Here is a 13,690-nt window from a genome sequence, read left to right on the forward strand (position 1 = left end):
GTGAATGGTTGCTGCCGGGAACGCTGATACTCCGGCAGTCCAGTAGCGTGAGGGTATGCGGCTCGGCGTACTCGACGTGGGATCCAACACTGTCCATCTGCTCGTGGTGGACGCTCACCGCGGTGCGGCGCCGCTGCCGGCGTACTCGTACAAGACCGAGCTTCGGCTCGCCGAGCACCTCGACAAGGAGGGCAAGATCGCCCAGTCCGGTGCGGACGAGCTGGTCTCGTTCATCAACCAGGCGGCCGAGCTGGCCGAGGACAAGGGCTGTGAGTCGGTGCTCGCGTTCGCCACCTCCGCGCTGCGCGAGGCGCCGAACGGCGAGAAGGTGCTGGAACGGGTCCGCAAGGAGACCGAGATCGACCTGCAGGTGCTGACCGGCGACGACGAGGCCCGGCTGACGTTCCTCGCCGTACGGCGCTGGTTCGGCTGGTCGTCGGGCCGGCTCGCGGTGTTCGACATAGGCGGTGGGTCGCTGGAGATCGCGGCCGGGTCGGACGAGGAGCCCACGGTCGCGGTGTCGGTCCCGCTCGGCGCGGGCCGGCTGACCCGGGAGGGCCTGACCCAGGACCCGCCGGACAAGGACGAGGTACGCGCGCTCCGGAAGCGGATCCGGATGGAGATGGCCGCAGTGGCAGGCACCGTACTGCGGGCCGGAAAGCCGCAACGTTCGGTCGCGACCAGCAAGACCTTCCGGTCGCTCGCGCGGATCTGCGGTGCCGCGCCGTCGGACGACGGCCCGTACGTTCCGCGGTCGCTGAACCGGGACGACCTGGCCGAGTGGATGCCCAAGCTGACCAAGATGTCCGCCGCCGAGCGGGCCGAGCTGCCCGGGGTGTCGGTCGGGCGGTCCACGCAGCTGGTCGCCGGCGCGATGGTCGCGGACGCGGTGATGGACCTGTTCGACCTGCCGTCGCTCGAGGTCTGTCCGTGGGCGCTGCGCGAAGGTGTCATCCTGTCCAGGCTCGACCAGTTGCAACCCCGATAGGCACCTGATGAACACCAGCAAGACCGCACGGATCGGCCTGTCCTCCGCGTCCGTCTACCCCGAGTCGACCGCGAGCTGCTTCGAGCTGGCCGCGCGGCTCGGGTACGACGGGGTCGAGGTGATGGTCGGCATCGACCCGCTGTCGACGCAGATCGACGCCGTCCAGCGGCTGGTCGACTACCACCAGCTCCCGGTGCTGGCGATCCACGCGCCCTGCTTGCTGATCACTCAGCGGGTCTGGGGAACGGACCCGTGGGGCAAGCTCGAACGGAGCGCGGAGGCCGCGAAGGACCTCGGCGCCGACGTGGTCGTCGTACATCCCCCGTTCCGTTGGCAGCGGGACTACGCGCGCGGGTTCGTCGAGGGGATCGCGCGGCTGGAGGCGGAGACCGGGATCATCTTCGCGGTCGAGAACATGTATCCGTGGCGCGCGCCGGGCAAGGGCCTGCAGGCGTACGCGCCGAGCTGGGACCCGACCGAGCAGACCTACGCGCACACCACGCTCGACCTGTCGCACTCGTCGACCGCCGAGCAGGACTGTGTCGAGCTGGCAGAGACGATGGGCGAGAGCCTGACGCACATCCACCTGACCGACGGGACGGGGTCGGCGAAGGATGAGCACCTGGTCCCCGGTCGCGGCACCCAGCGCGCCGCCGACCTGCTGGTCAACCTGGCGAACGCGGACTTTCGCGGCCACATCATCATCGAGATCAACACCCGCCGCGCGACCAGCCGTTCCGAGCGCGAGGTCGACCTGATCGAGTCGCTGGAATTCACCCGCAAGCACTTCGTCAAGACCTCTCGCCGTACGTCGTTCGCCGTCACCCCGGAGGGGGAGATCTCGGAGCTGACTCCGTGACAACCTCCCGAAATGGGCGGGTTGGCCGGCGACCCGGCGGACCGGACACCCGCGGCGAGATCCTGAAAGCGGCCCGGGATTCCTTTGCGGACAAGGGATTCACCGCGACGTCGCTGCGCGCGGTCGCTCGTGAAGCCGGCGTGGACGCAGCCTTGGTGCACCACTACTTCGACAGCAAGGACGAGCTGTTCATCGAGTCGATGGCGCTCCCGGTCGACCCGCGCCAGGTGGCCGCGCGCGTCCTCGACGGCCCACCGGAGCAGCTCGGCCGACGGATCGCGACCGTGTTCCTCGGCGTCTGGGAGTCGCCCGACGGCCAGACGCGGATGAAGGCGCTCTTCCGCAGTGTGGTCACCAGCGACGAGGTCGCCCGGATCATGCGCGAGGGCATCACCCAGATGATCCTCCAGCCGGTATCGCAGACCCTCGACGTCCCCGACGCCCAGCTCCGCATCTCGCTGGTCGCCACCCAGCTCATCGGCGTCGCCCTGGCCCGCTACATCATCGAACTCGAACCCGTGGCCTCCGCCGACCTCCCCACCCTCATCGACCGCCTGGCCCCGGTCCTCCAACTCCACCTCACCGGCTGAGCTGAGCAAAAACGAGCTGTTGCCAAGGAGGCTTCTGCGCGCTAAATTCATCACATGATGAAAAACGCGGTGACGTGCCGGGACGTCGTGGTGGTGCGGGGTGGGCGGGAAATCCTGCATGGAGTTGGGTTTGATCTCGCGGCCGGGACTGTGACCGGGCTGCTCGGGCCGTCGGGGTGTGGAAAGACGACGCTGATCCGGTCGATCGTTGGATTGCAGGCCCGCGTGACGGGCGACGTCGAGGTGCTCGGACTGCCGGCTGGAGCGCCCAAGTTGCGCGGCCGGATCGGGTATGTCACCCAGGAGCCCAGCGTGTACAGGGATCTGACGGTGACCGAGAACTTGCGCTTCTTTGCCGCGGTCCTCGGGGTCCCGTCGAGCGACGTCGATCGGGTGATCGACGCCGTGGATCTCCGGTCGCATGCCGACGTACAGGTTGGGCAGTTGTCCGGCGGTCAGGAGTCGAGGGCGTCGCTCGCCGCGGCTCTGCTCGGCACGCCCGAGCTGCTCGTGCTAGACGAGCCCACCGTCGGTCTCGACCCGGTGCTCCGGCGCGACCTGTGGGAGCTCTTCCATCGGCTCGCCGCGGACGGTGCGACGCTGCTTGTCTCCAGTCACGTGATGGACGAGGCGAGCCGCTGCGACCGCCTGCTGTTGATGCGCGACGGCGACCTGCTCGCCGACGACACCCCGCAAGGCTTGCTCGACTCGGTCGGCACCGTCGACATCGAGCAGGCGTTCCTCACTCTGATCGACCGGAAGGCAGGTGCTCAGCGATGACACCCCGGATCACCTTTGCTGTCGCCGCGCGAGTCCTCGGACAGCTGCGCCGGGACCACCGGACAGTCGCGATGCTCATCGTGTTGCCTGCTCTGCTGGTCAGCTTGATGTGGTGGATGTTCACCGATTCGCCGGCCACATTCGACCGAGTCGGCGGGCCGCTGCTGGCGGTGTTCCCGTCGATCATCATGTTCATCGTCACCTCGGTGGCGACGCTGCGGGAGCGCTCGACCGGCACGTTGTCGCGGCTGTTCACGATGCCGATGGCGAAGCTGGACTTCCTCCTCGGCTACGCGCTCGCGTTCGCATTGATCGCCGTCGTACAGGCGTTGGTGGTCGTGTCGATCGCGCTCTATGCGCTCGACCTCGACATCCAGGGCGCCGCATGGCAGCTCGGCGTGGTCGCCGTACTCGACGGTGTTCTCGGTACGGCGCTCGGACTGTTCGCCAGCGCGTTCGCGGCGACCGAGTTCCAGGCGGTCCAGATGATGCCGGCCGTGATGATCCCGCAGATCCTGCTGTGCGGGCTGCTCGTCCCGCGCGACCAGCTGCCCGGTGTGCTGAAAGCGGTGTCCGACGTACTCCCGCTCTCGTACGCCGTCGACGCCGTCGCAGGTGTTGCCCGAGGCAACGGCTTCGGCGAAGGCGCCGGCAGCGACGCCTTGGTCGTCACCGCCTTCATCCTCGCCGCCCTAGGCCTCGGCGCCGCCACCCTCAAACGCCGTACGGCGTGATCAGCCGGAGAGGTGGGAGACGTTGTCCCAGGCGGGGTCGGGCGAGATGGTGACGGTGACGCGGCCGTGGGGCCAGCCGTTCACGGCGGCTTTCAGCTGCTCGCCGGCGGGCGTCGTACCGTCGACGTAGTAGTGCAGGATCCGGATGCCGGCCGAGGTCTCGTGGGCCAGCAGGTTGCCGGAGCCGCCGAGGCGGTCGGTGAGGTGGTCCTCGAACTGGCGGAGCTCGTCCAGCATCTCCGACTCGGGCAGGCCGTCCTCACGGTGGACGGGATAGCCGATCGATACGCCGACGTGGGTGTCGAGGTGCGGACGGCGGATCGAGCGCAGTGGGTATTCGGCGGTGGCGATGAGCCGATGCCCGTCGCGGACGCCTTCCAGCATCTTCCAGGCCGGGCTGCCGTCCTCCAGCGTGTGCTCGGCCGCGAACCCGGCGACCGCGGGGAGCAGCGTCGCGATCGGCTTGGCGTCGGTCGGAGCATCGGTCAGGGTGTCGATCGCGCCGACCCAGGTCTCCACCATCTCCTCGCCGAGCACGAGGTCGAGCATCAGGAACGTCACCCGCCGCTGGACGTCGATCGGCAGCTCCGGGAACACCGGGTGGTGGACGCCGACGTGGATCGAGGCCGCGTCCGGCTCGATCGACACCACCGCGTCGTCGATCGGGATCGGCGGCAGACCCTCGAACTTGATCGTGAACACCGGGCCCGGCCGGCGCAGATCGGCGTACTCCCAAAGGTGGTCCGACGGTGGCGCGGCCCGCAGCCAGCGCCGGGCGACTGCCCGGCGGCTCGGGTTGCCGGCCGCGGTGACGATCAGCACGTGCTGAGCGTGCAGGCCAGGCCCGAGCTCCCACTCGAGGTCCTCGTCGATCCGGCCGATCCAGTCGCTCAGGACGGCGCTCGACTCCTTCGGCTCCTGGCGAGCGATCGCGTCCGCCACCTGCGCCGCACCGGCGTCGGCCCACCAGGACCAGAACGCGCCGATCGGGTCGACGTCCACCGTGCTTCGCTTGCGACGCTTGAAGATGGGCATACTCGCATCCTCTCGCGAGATGGGTGCGAGCACGGATCGTGACCGAACCAGTGGGTCCGGTGGTGTGGTCCTGGCCACACGATTATGGGCCTTCGGTCCAGGCGCGTAACCTGCTGACACCACTGGCAAATGGTGGGTTGATGAGGAGGAACACGTAGTGCTTCGGCGAATCCTGCTGGGCATGTCCCGCAGCCACCAGATCAAGAAGGCCGTTTCGTCGCTGCCGGTGTCCAGTGGCATCGTCGCGCGCTTCGTGGCCGGCGAGACCGCGCCGGAGGCCGTGCTGGCCACCGAGAAGCTGGTCAGCAACGGCCTCAACGTCACCCTCGACCACCTCGGTGAGGACGTCACCGACCTGGCCGCCGCGACCGCCACCGCGGACGCGTACCTGGAGCTGCTCAAGCAGCTGTCCGACGCCGGCCTGACCAAGAACGCCGAGGTGTCGGTGAAGCCGTCCGCCGTCGGCCAGGCGCTGCCCGGCGACGGCGAGAAGATCGCGCTCGAGCACGCGCGGACCATCTGCCTCGCAGCGCGCAACGCCGGTACGACGGTCACCCTCGACATGGAGGACCACACGACCACCGACTCCACGCTCGGCATCCTGCGTGAGCTCCGCCAGGACTTCCCGGAGACCGGCGCCGTGCTGCAGGCCTACTTGCGCCGTACCGAGTCAGACTGCGTCGACCTCGCCTACGCCGGCTCGCGGGTCCGCCTCTGCAAGGGCGCGTACAAGGAGCCGGAGTCGGTCGCGTTCCAGGACAAGCGGGCTGTGGACAAGGCATACGTCCGGGCGATGAAGGTCCTGATGAACGGCGCCGGCTACCCGATGATCGCGTCGCACGACCCGCGCCTGATCGCGATCGCCGCCTCGCTGGCCGACCGCGCCGGCCGCCGCCCGGGCAGCTACGAGTACCAGATGCTCTTCGGCATCCGCCCCGAGGAGCAGCTCCGCCTGGCCTCGCACGGCCACACCGTCCGCGTCTACATCCCGTACGGCGAGGACTGGTACGGCTACCTGGTCCGCCGCCTGGCCGAACGCCCAGCCAACCTCCAGTTCTTCGCCAGGTCGCTGATCAGCAAGAAGTAACCTGTGGGCATGACTAACCAGGTGGCCATTCTTGGGGCCGGTGTGATGGGGGAGACGTTGCTGTCCGGGCTGATCAGGGCCGGGCGGCGACCGGAGGAGCTCCTGATCACCGAGCGCCGGGAGGAGCGTGCCACCGAGCTACGCGAGCGGTACGGCGTTGACGTCGTCACCAACGTGGACGCGGCGGCAAAGGCGGACACCCTCGTGCTGGTCGTGAAGCCGCAGGACATGCCCGATCTGCTCGCCGAGATCGCTCCTGCGGTCCGCCCGGCCCAGACTGTGGTCTCGCTGGCCGCCGGCATCACGACGGGCTTCATCGAGTCCCGGCTGCCTGAGGGCGTCGCTGTGGTCCGAGTGATGCCGAACACGCCCGCTCTGGTCGATGAGGGTATGGCTGCCATCTCCCGCGGAGCCCACTGCGACGAGAGCCACCTGGAGCTGGCGGAGAGCCTGCTGGCGGCGACCGGCCGGGTGATCCGCGTCCCGGAGAAGCAGCAGGACGCTGTCACCGCGATCTCCGGCTCCGGCCCGGCGTACATCTTCTTCGTGGTCGAGTCGATGATCGAAGCCGGCGTCCACATGGGTCTCCCGCGCAGCACCGCCACGGAGCTCGTCGTACAGACCGTCGTCGGCTCGGCCAAGCTGCTGCGGGAGACAGGTGAACACCCGACCGTGCTGCGTGAGCGCGTGACCTCTCCCGGCGGTACGACGGCCGCCGCCATCCGCGAGCTGGAAGACCACAAGGTCCGTGCCGCGTTCCTGTCGGCGATCGAGGCCGCCCGCAACCGCTCCCGCGCCCTCGCCGCCGAGTAACACCTGCGGCGCGGTCACAGTTATGGTTATCGCCGCAGCTTCCTGCCTTGACGTCCTCCCGGCCGTAAGTGGCGGAGATTCCAACTACTACGCGGAGGTAGTGAGTTGAGGTTCACGCTTCGGTGAGACCCCTGGTGGCGTCTCTCGGCGTGCGCTGACGGCCTGTCCGGCCGCGATGTTGATGGCTGCGTTCACGTCCGCGTTGGCCTGGTGTCCGCAAGCCACGCATCGGAAGACCGCTTGGCTCTTGCGGTTCTCCGGCGCGCAATGCTGGCAGACTGCACAGGTCTGCGACGTGTACGCAGGTTTGACTCTCTCGACCCGTCCCGGCGCCTTGTCCTCCAGGCGCTGGACGAGCAGTCCCCAGCCGTGGGCCAAGATGCCCCGGTTGAGTCCGGCCTTGGCGCGGCGACGATTCGGCCGGTAATTGCCCGGTCGTTCGGGATCGAGTTTCGGCTTGGGGCGCCTGGTCATCTGAGGGATGCGCAGGTCTTCCACCCGGATGACGTCGAACCGCCGCGCCAAGTCGGTGCTGGTCTCCTCCACCCAGTGCTTACGCCGGTCGGCTACTCGTGCATGCAGCCTGGCGATCGCTGCCTGCACCCGCTCATGCCGGTTCGAGCAGCGTCGAGAGCGGGCTAGTTGGCGCTGCAGGCGCTTCAGCCGTGCGTGTTCGGTCTCCGACAATCCTGGACAGGCCAGCAATTCTCCGGTCGACAGGGCCGCCGAGACGGTGATGCCGCGGTCCACCCCGACGACCTCACCTGTTCCCGGCGCGGGGATCGGCGGCGGCACGGCGGCGAAGGCGAGGTGCCAGCGACCCCCACGGTCACAGGTGACGCGGTACGACTTCGAATTCGGTACGGCACGGGACAGCCGGAGGCGTACCCAGCCGACCTTGGGGACGAGGACCTTGGCCCACCTCCGGTTCAGCTTGACGATCCGGGACGCCTGGGCACCAACGATGCGGAACCCCTCGTGCACACCTGCCTTACGCCACGTCGGCCGCCGGTGGGTGCCTGTGTAGAAGTTTCTGACGGCCTGGGCGAAGTCCCGCAACGCCTGCTGTTGCACGGTCTGGGACCCAACCCGCAGCCAGTCGGACGCGGCTCGCGCCTCGGTCAACTGGCGGCACTGTTCGGTGAAGCCTGGGGTCGGTGCCCTGTCGCGGGTCCACATCGACCACTGTTCAAGCGCAAGGTTCCACACGTACCGGGCATGTCCGCACTGCTCCAGCAACGCAGCATGCTGCGTGGGCGTCGGGTACAGCCGGAACCTGGACATGCCACGTACCTAATCAGTCGCCACCGACAGTCTCGAACCGCGAAAAGGTGCCGCCGCGCCTGAAAGGACGGGGTTTCGACGCGGCCGATCCGATCAGTCGACTATTGTCCCGCTTATGGGTAATCGTTCGGTGGATCCGGCCGCCACGCGCGCGTCCGACCCGTCCCGCCCTGTCGCGCCCGCGCACGACTCCTACGGGCCATCTGCCCAACACCAAGGTCGCCCTGTCGATCCCGAGCCGCAGCAGCTCGAGCAGTCCACGATCACCGACTCCGGCGAAGACGCTGTGGCGCCGGTTGCTGGGCCGGTGCCGGAGTTGCCGTGGCGGGTGCCGTTGGATCCGGCGCCGTGGTGGGCGTGGGTGCTCTTCGTCATCCCGTTCGTCGCCGTACCGGCGCTGAACTCCTGGCTCTGGATGGGTGCCCGCGACATGCTCGCCGTCGCGCTGCTCGTGATCATCGGCGCCTCGGTTGTCCGCGTCGCCGGCGGCGTGGTCCTCTACCGCGTCGAGCTAACCGCGACTGCCCTCCGTGCCCGCACCAGCATGCTGATCCGCAGCCTTGCCTGGCAGGACGTCGACCGCATCGAGGTGGGCGACGACAATGTCGTACTGGTCCGCGGCGAGGACGAGAGCGAGATCAACGGTATCCCCAAGGACCGCACCGCCGAGGTAGCCGCCGTCATGGAAGCCCTCCGGCAGCAGTCGGCCTCCCATCCCGCCCGCCGCCACCGCCCCCGCCCCGGCATCGGCACCCTCCTCGTCTTCACCTACCTAGTCCTCTCGATCGGCGCCTTCCTCGTGCGCTGGCACATCGTGGTCTAGGCGGTCCACGGCCCTTCACCCAGCACCCGGTCGACCGTGATGCGGGCGATCATGTGGTTCGCGAAGACACCGTCGCCGTACGGAAAGTCCGGTTTGCCCAGGTAGCGCAGGGATTGTTTGTCCATCAGGGCCTTGTACTCCTGCGGGATTCCTGGGCCTTCGAGTGTGGCTGTGCCGCGGATGACCAGGTACTGCGTGAGGCCGCGAGGGCTGCGGCGGTCGTCCTGGACGACCAGGGTGACGCGCGGATCGCGTTGCAGGTTTCTGGTTTTTCGGTGCTTTGGTTCGATTCCGATCAGGAGCTGGTCGCCGTCGCGTTCGGCCCAGACCATCGACGCCTGGGGTGAGCCGTCGGGATCGAGCGTGATGACGGTGACGTCCTTGGGCTCGGTGAAGAGCCGGTGGGTGCTTTCCGGAAGAGCGTTCATGCAGCAGACGGTAGGCACCGCCGTGGGAACCTCTGGGTACCCTGACCGCCGTGGACGGATTGGATCCGGGGAACGTGTTTCTGGCCGACTGCCCAGCGCGGCTGGCCGTCGAGGTGATCGCGGACAAGTGGGCCGTGGTGGTGTTGTGGGGACTGAACGACGGCCCGCGACGGCACTCGGAGCTGATCACCTTGATCGGCGGCATCTCGAAGAAGGTGCTCACCCAGACCCTGCGCCGGCTGCAGGCGAACGGGCTGGTCGACCGGCAGGACTTCGGCGGCGTCCCACCCCGCGTCGAGTACGAGCTGACCGACCTCGGCCGGACCCTGATGGGTCCGGTCCGGATGCTCACGATGTGGGCCGAGGAGAACGGCGAAGCGGTGCTCGCCGCCCAGGAGGGAGGATGACGTCATGGACTTTTCTTTGTGGCCCGCCGCCTCCCGGACCTGGCAGGAAGTGCTCGAAGGAGCCGAGTACGCCGAACGCACCGGGTGGCACGGCGTCTGGATAGCCGACCATTTCATGCAGAACAGCGACGACCTGTCCGTCCCCGTCAACGAATGTCTCGCGCTGCTTGCCGGCCTGGCGGCCCGGACCGAGCGAGTGCGGATCGGTTCGATGGTGCTGGGCAACACCTACCGTCATCCCGCCGTCGTCGCGAACCAGGCGGCGACGATCGACCAGGTAAGCGACGGCCGTTTCGTCCTCGGTATCGGCGCCGGCTGGCAGGTGAACGAGCACGAGGTCTACGGCATCGAGCTGCCGCCGGTGCGTGAGCGGCTGGCGCGGTTCGAGGAGGCGTGCCAGGTCATCAAGGGGCTGCTCACCGAAGAGCGGGCGACTTTCGACGGCACCTACTACCAGCTCGCCGGCGCCCCGCTGGAGCCGAAGCCGGCCAATCTTCCCATCCTGATCGGCGCCGCCGGCGAGAAAGTTGCCCTCGGCATCGTTGCCAAGTACGCCGACGAGTGGAACCACTGGGGCAAGCCGGATCTCGCCGCGCACAAGGGTGAGGTTTTCGCCAAGCACTGCGAGAAGATCGGCCGCGACCCGGGAACAGTACGGCGATCCGCGCAGACGTTCCTCGAGGTCGTCGTACCGGGTGACACCGAGGCGATCGAGCGGAAGGAGCGGCTCGAGGGTCGCGGGGCGCACGTGATCATGGGGTCGGCGCAGGAGGTCCTCGACACGGTCGCGCAGTACCCGGCCGCCGGGATCGACGAGCTCCTCGTTCCCGACCACTTCCTCGGCTCCGGCAACCGGCGCTTCGATGCGCTCGAGCGTCTGCGGGAAGAAGTGCTAGCCAAGTTCTAGGGTCGCGACCACCGGCCAGTGGTCGCTCGGCAACCGGCCGCCCGGGCGGAAATGCGAGACCGTTGCCTCAAGCACCTTCCAACTCTTGGTAACGAGGATGTGGTCGATCCGCTCGTCGTCGGTGGCACCGGTGAAGTCGTGCCAACTGCCACCGGCCTCGGCCGGTACGGCGTACCGGAGTCCGGCCTCGATCAACGCCTTCAGCGGAGGCGAATCCGGTGTCGCGTTGAGATCGCCCATCACGATCCAGGGCAGTTCACCGGACGTCCACCGAGCCAGCAGCCGGGACGACTCGAGCTGCGCCATCAGCCCGGCGTGGTCGTAGTGCGTGTTCGCGACGCCGATCGTCGTACCGTTCACGTGCCGCAACCACACCAGTGTCGCGATCCGGGTCAGGTCGGCGTCCCAGCCGACGGAGCCCGGCCTGTCCGGATCGTCGGACAGCCAGCGGGTCTCGTGCTTCTCCATCCGCCAGTCGCCCGGCCGGACCAGGACGACGGAGTGCTCACCCGCACTCATCCCGTCGTCCCGGCCCACGCCGGCGATCTCGTGCCGCGGAAAGCGCCATCGCAGGTACTCGAGCTGGTCGGGCAACACTTCCTGCAGCCCGACCACATCAGCGTCCAGCTCTTCGATCGCCGCCACCGTCGCGTTCCGCCGTACCGGCCAGGCGTTGTCGCCGTCCGGCGCGGAGGAGTTGCGGATGTTGAACGTGGCGGCGCGAATCTTCATGGTGCCGATCCTGCCAAACCCATTGCGCGCACCGCCGCGTCGAGGGTCGGCTGGCTTGCTTCGATCGCCCGGTCGCGGCCCTGCGCCAGCAGTTGGTCGATTGCGCCGGGGTCGGTCGCGAGCCGCGCGTACTCCTTCTGCAGTGGTTCGATCACCGCCAGCACCGCGTCCGCGACGTCCTGCTTGAGTTCGCCGTACGACGAATACGACTTCGCCAGCTCGACCGGGTCGCCATCGGTGCACGCGGCCAGGATCTCCAGCAGGTTGGTGACACCGGGCTTTGCCGCCTCGTCGTGCCGGACCTCGTTCCCGGAGTCCGTCACCGCGCGCATGATCTGCCGCCGGATCACGTCCGGCGGATCGAGCAGCCGGATCGTCCCGACCGCGTCGTCGGCGTCGGACTTGCTCATCTTCGCGGTCGGGTTGGCCAGGTCCTTGATCCGCATCGCGAGCGCGGCTTTGGCGAGTTCCGGTACGACGAACGTGTCGCCGTACTCACGGTTGAACCGGATCGCGATGTCGCGGGCCAGCTCGACGTGCTGGTCCTGGTCACCGCCGACGGGCACCCGCTCGGCGCCGTACAGCAGGATGTCCGCGGCCATCAGGCACGGGTAGGTGAACAGCGAGGCGCGGGTCATCGGTCTGCCCCGGCCCTTCTCCTTGTACTGGATCATCCGGGACAGCTCCCCGACGTACGACGTGCACTCCAGCAGGTAGGCGAGTTGTGCATGCGCCGGTACGTCGGACTGGACGAACACGGTGCCTGGCGGAATGCCGGCCGCGAGCATCAGCGTCGCGAATTCCCGGGTGAGGGCGGCGAGCCGGCGTGGGTCGTGTTTGGTCGTCATCGCGTGCAGATTCGCGACGAAGTAGTACCCGTCCGGGTCGGTGAACCGGCGCAAGGCGCCCAGGTGGTTGCCCAGCGTCAGCCGGCCGGACGGGGTAAGTCCAGAAAGCGAGGTCATGGTTGTGCCCTTTCGGTGTGTGAAAGCCCCACCGAGGGCATCAAAAAGGCCGCCTCGGCGAGGCGGCCTCATGGATGCGCGTGAACGCGGAGCCGCCCTAGACGGCCCACCACAGCTGCAGATTCGCGTTCACATTCCCAGGGTACTCCATGGAGCGGCTGTAACTCTCCGGAAGTTTCTGTAACGCCAAGTGGTCATCGGGCGATGAAACGTCTGCAGATGCGGTTGGCGCGGCCTGGAGGGGTGCCCGCGCCCACCGCTCTAAATTGAAGTCATGTGGCGGCTACAGGTGGGGGTCGACGAGGGCCTGGAGGATGAGCTCACCGACCGGCTCGTCGAGTTCAACAAGGAACAGTCGGCCGTCGTGCGGGAGCGGTTCAGGCCGGAGAACCTGAAATCCGAGCCGGTGCACGTGTTCGCAACCGATGACACCGGCGCGCTGATCGGCGGCTGCGCGGGCCGGGTCGAACGCGTCTGGCACTGGCTCACCGTCGACACGATGTGGGTGGATCCGAGCTGCCGTGGGCGCGGCATCGGGTCGGCGTTGCTGGCCGCGATCGAAGCGGAGGGTCGTCGCCGCGGCTGCCGCTGGTCCGACCTGAACACCTTCGACTTCCAGGCGTTGGAGTTCTACCTCGAGGCCGGCTACATCGAGTACGGCGTCAAGCACGACTACCCGCCCGGTCACTCGAACCATCTGCTCCGCAAAGATCTCTGATCAAAGGTTCCACCAGCTCGGTGAGCTCGTCCGGTGATGCATCCAGCCCGTCCAGGCGCACGAGATGACGCCCGATGACCAGCCCGAGTGTCAACGCACCGATCACCCCAGCGCGCCGTACGGCGTCCTCGCCCGTCAACTGGTCGGCGACCTGCCGCTGCTGAGCCGTCATCGCCGCGCGTACCTCCGCAGCCGCTTCGGGATGGCTGAACATCGCCCGCAACGCGGCCAGCGCCGCCGTCGGCTCATCCGCCAGCTTCGCCGACAGCGCCGACGTCAGTTGTCCGGCGATCTCGCCCGGCGACCCCTCGATCGGGCCGTCGCTCGGGATCGCGGCCGCCTGGGCGAAGAGCTTCTCCTTGGAGCCGAAGTACCGCATCACCAGGCCCGCATCGCTGTCCGCCGCCGCGGCGATCGCGCGGATCGTCGTCCGCTCGTACCCCTGCTCGCCGAACAGCTGCCGCGCCGCCGCCACGATCCGCTGCTCCGTCCGCTGCCGCTGCTCCGCACGAGTCATGCCGTTCAGTCTACGTCCGTTGA

General features: G+C 68.2%; 17 protein-coding genes. 11 read left to right on the top strand and 6 right to left on the bottom strand.

Features of this window, described 5'->3' with window-relative positions; all coding sequences use genetic code 11:
* Positions 1–55 precede the first annotated feature (55 nt).
* From EV646_RS10440 to EV646_RS10460, 5 genes are read left to right on the top strand one after another with little or no spacing between them, the layout of a single operon-like run.
* A complete protein-coding gene (locus EV646_RS10440) occupies positions 56–988 on the top strand; it encodes a Ppx/GppA family phosphatase (RefSeq protein WP_132146770.1) in 933 nt (310 codons plus the stop codon).
* A 7-nt stretch (positions 989–995) separates the two neighbouring features.
* On the top strand, positions 996–1,847 hold the full coding sequence (locus EV646_RS10445; RefSeq protein ID WP_132146773.1) for a sugar phosphate isomerase/epimerase family protein: 852 nt from the start codon (positions 996–998) through the stop codon (positions 1,845–1,847).
* Entirely contained in the window at positions 1,844–2,437 is a 594-nt protein-coding gene (locus EV646_RS10450; RefSeq protein WP_132146776.1) for a TetR/AcrR family transcriptional regulator, read from the top strand. Before EV646_RS10445 ends, EV646_RS10450 begins: the two co-directional genes overlap by 4 nt.
* Before the next feature lie 54 nt (positions 2,438–2,491).
* Positions 2,492–3,217 (top strand): ABC transporter ATP-binding protein, encoded by a 726-nt coding sequence (locus tag EV646_RS10455; RefSeq protein ID WP_132146779.1) that lies wholly within the window; start codon positions 2,492–2,494, stop codon positions 3,215–3,217.
* Positions 3,214–3,951, top strand: coding sequence for an ABC transporter permease (locus EV646_RS10460; RefSeq protein ID WP_132146782.1), 738 nt, complete (start codon positions 3,214–3,216; stop codon positions 3,949–3,951). The genes EV646_RS10455 and EV646_RS10460 overlap by 4 nt, the downstream gene beginning before the upstream one ends.
* Here the strand turns inward: EV646_RS10460 and EV646_RS10465 are convergent, their stop codons facing one another.
* Entirely contained in the window at positions 3,952–4,986 is a 1,035-nt protein-coding gene (locus tag EV646_RS10465; RefSeq protein WP_132146785.1) for a DUF695 domain-containing protein, read from the bottom strand.
* A gap of 157 nt (positions 4,987–5,143) precedes the next feature.
* On the opposite strand from EV646_RS10465, the gene EV646_RS10470 reads away from it, so the two are divergent.
* Together EV646_RS10470 and proC are read left to right on the top strand one after the other, a co-directional pair.
* Entirely contained in the window at positions 5,144–6,073 is a 930-nt protein-coding gene (locus EV646_RS10470) for a proline dehydrogenase family protein (protein ID WP_132146788.1), read from the top strand.
* 9 nt (positions 6,074–6,082) lie between these two features.
* Entirely contained in the window at positions 6,083–6,886 is an 804-nt protein-coding gene (proC, locus tag EV646_RS10475; RefSeq protein ID WP_132146791.1) for a pyrroline-5-carboxylate reductase, read from the top strand.
* A gap of 87 nt (positions 6,887–6,973) precedes the next feature.
* Here the strand turns inward: proC and EV646_RS10480 are convergent, their stop codons facing one another.
* Positions 6,974–8,170 (bottom strand): RNA-guided endonuclease InsQ/TnpB family protein, encoded by a 1,197-nt coding sequence (locus tag EV646_RS10480; RefSeq protein ID WP_132146794.1) that lies wholly within the window; start codon positions 8,168–8,170, stop codon positions 6,974–6,976.
* Between the two features lie 115 nt (positions 8,171–8,285).
* On the opposite strand from EV646_RS10480, the gene EV646_RS10485 reads away from it, so the two are divergent.
* Entirely contained in the window at positions 8,286–8,993 is a 708-nt protein-coding gene (locus EV646_RS10485) for a hypothetical protein (protein WP_241995737.1), read from the top strand.
* Here EV646_RS10485 and EV646_RS10490 read toward each other — a convergent pair.
* Complete coding sequence (locus EV646_RS10490) at positions 8,990–9,421, bottom strand: TIGR03618 family F420-dependent PPOX class oxidoreductase (RefSeq protein WP_132146797.1); 432 nt, start codon at positions 9,419–9,421, stop codon at positions 8,990–8,992. The genes EV646_RS10485 and EV646_RS10490 overlap by 4 nt on opposite strands.
* Before the next feature lie 50 nt (positions 9,422–9,471).
* Between EV646_RS10490 and EV646_RS10495 the strand changes: the two genes are divergently transcribed.
* Together EV646_RS10495 and EV646_RS10500 are read left to right on the top strand one after the other, a co-directional pair.
* A complete protein-coding gene (locus EV646_RS10495; protein ID WP_132146800.1) occupies positions 9,472–9,828 on the top strand; it encodes a winged helix-turn-helix transcriptional regulator in 357 nt (118 codons plus the stop codon).
* A 4-nt stretch (positions 9,829–9,832) separates the two neighbouring features.
* On the top strand, positions 9,833–10,735 hold the full coding sequence (locus EV646_RS10500) for a TIGR03560 family F420-dependent LLM class oxidoreductase (RefSeq protein WP_132146803.1): 903 nt from the start codon (positions 9,833–9,835) through the stop codon (positions 10,733–10,735).
* Here EV646_RS10500 and EV646_RS10505 read toward each other — a convergent pair.
* On the bottom strand, positions 10,721–11,467 hold the full coding sequence (locus EV646_RS10505) for an endonuclease/exonuclease/phosphatase family protein (RefSeq protein ID WP_132146806.1): 747 nt from the start codon (positions 11,465–11,467) through the stop codon (positions 10,721–10,723). The two genes, EV646_RS10500 and EV646_RS10505, sit on opposite strands and share 15 nt — an antisense overlap.
* Entirely contained in the window at positions 11,464–12,432 is a 969-nt protein-coding gene (gene trpS, locus EV646_RS10510; protein ID WP_132146809.1) for a tryptophan--tRNA ligase, read from the bottom strand. The genes EV646_RS10505 and trpS overlap by 4 nt, the downstream gene beginning before the upstream one ends.
* A 274-nt stretch (positions 12,433–12,706) precedes the next feature.
* Here trpS and EV646_RS10515 point away from each other — a divergent pair, with 274 nt between their 5' ends.
* Complete coding sequence (locus EV646_RS10515; RefSeq protein ID WP_132146812.1) at positions 12,707–13,150, top strand: GNAT family N-acetyltransferase; 444 nt, start codon at positions 12,707–12,709, stop codon at positions 13,148–13,150.
* Here EV646_RS10515 and EV646_RS10520 read toward each other — a convergent pair.
* Positions 13,095–13,667: a TetR/AcrR family transcriptional regulator gene (locus EV646_RS10520; RefSeq protein WP_132146815.1), complete on the bottom strand. Its 573-nt coding sequence runs from the start codon at positions 13,665–13,667 to the stop codon at positions 13,095–13,097. The two genes, EV646_RS10515 and EV646_RS10520, sit on opposite strands and share 56 nt — an antisense overlap.
* Positions 13,668–13,690: the final 23 nt, after the last annotated feature.

The sequence above is a fragment of the Kribbella antiqua genome (assembly GCF_004345665.1).
Classification (GTDB): Bacteria; Actinomycetota; Actinomycetes; order Propionibacteriales; family Kribbellaceae; genus Kribbella; species Kribbella antiqua.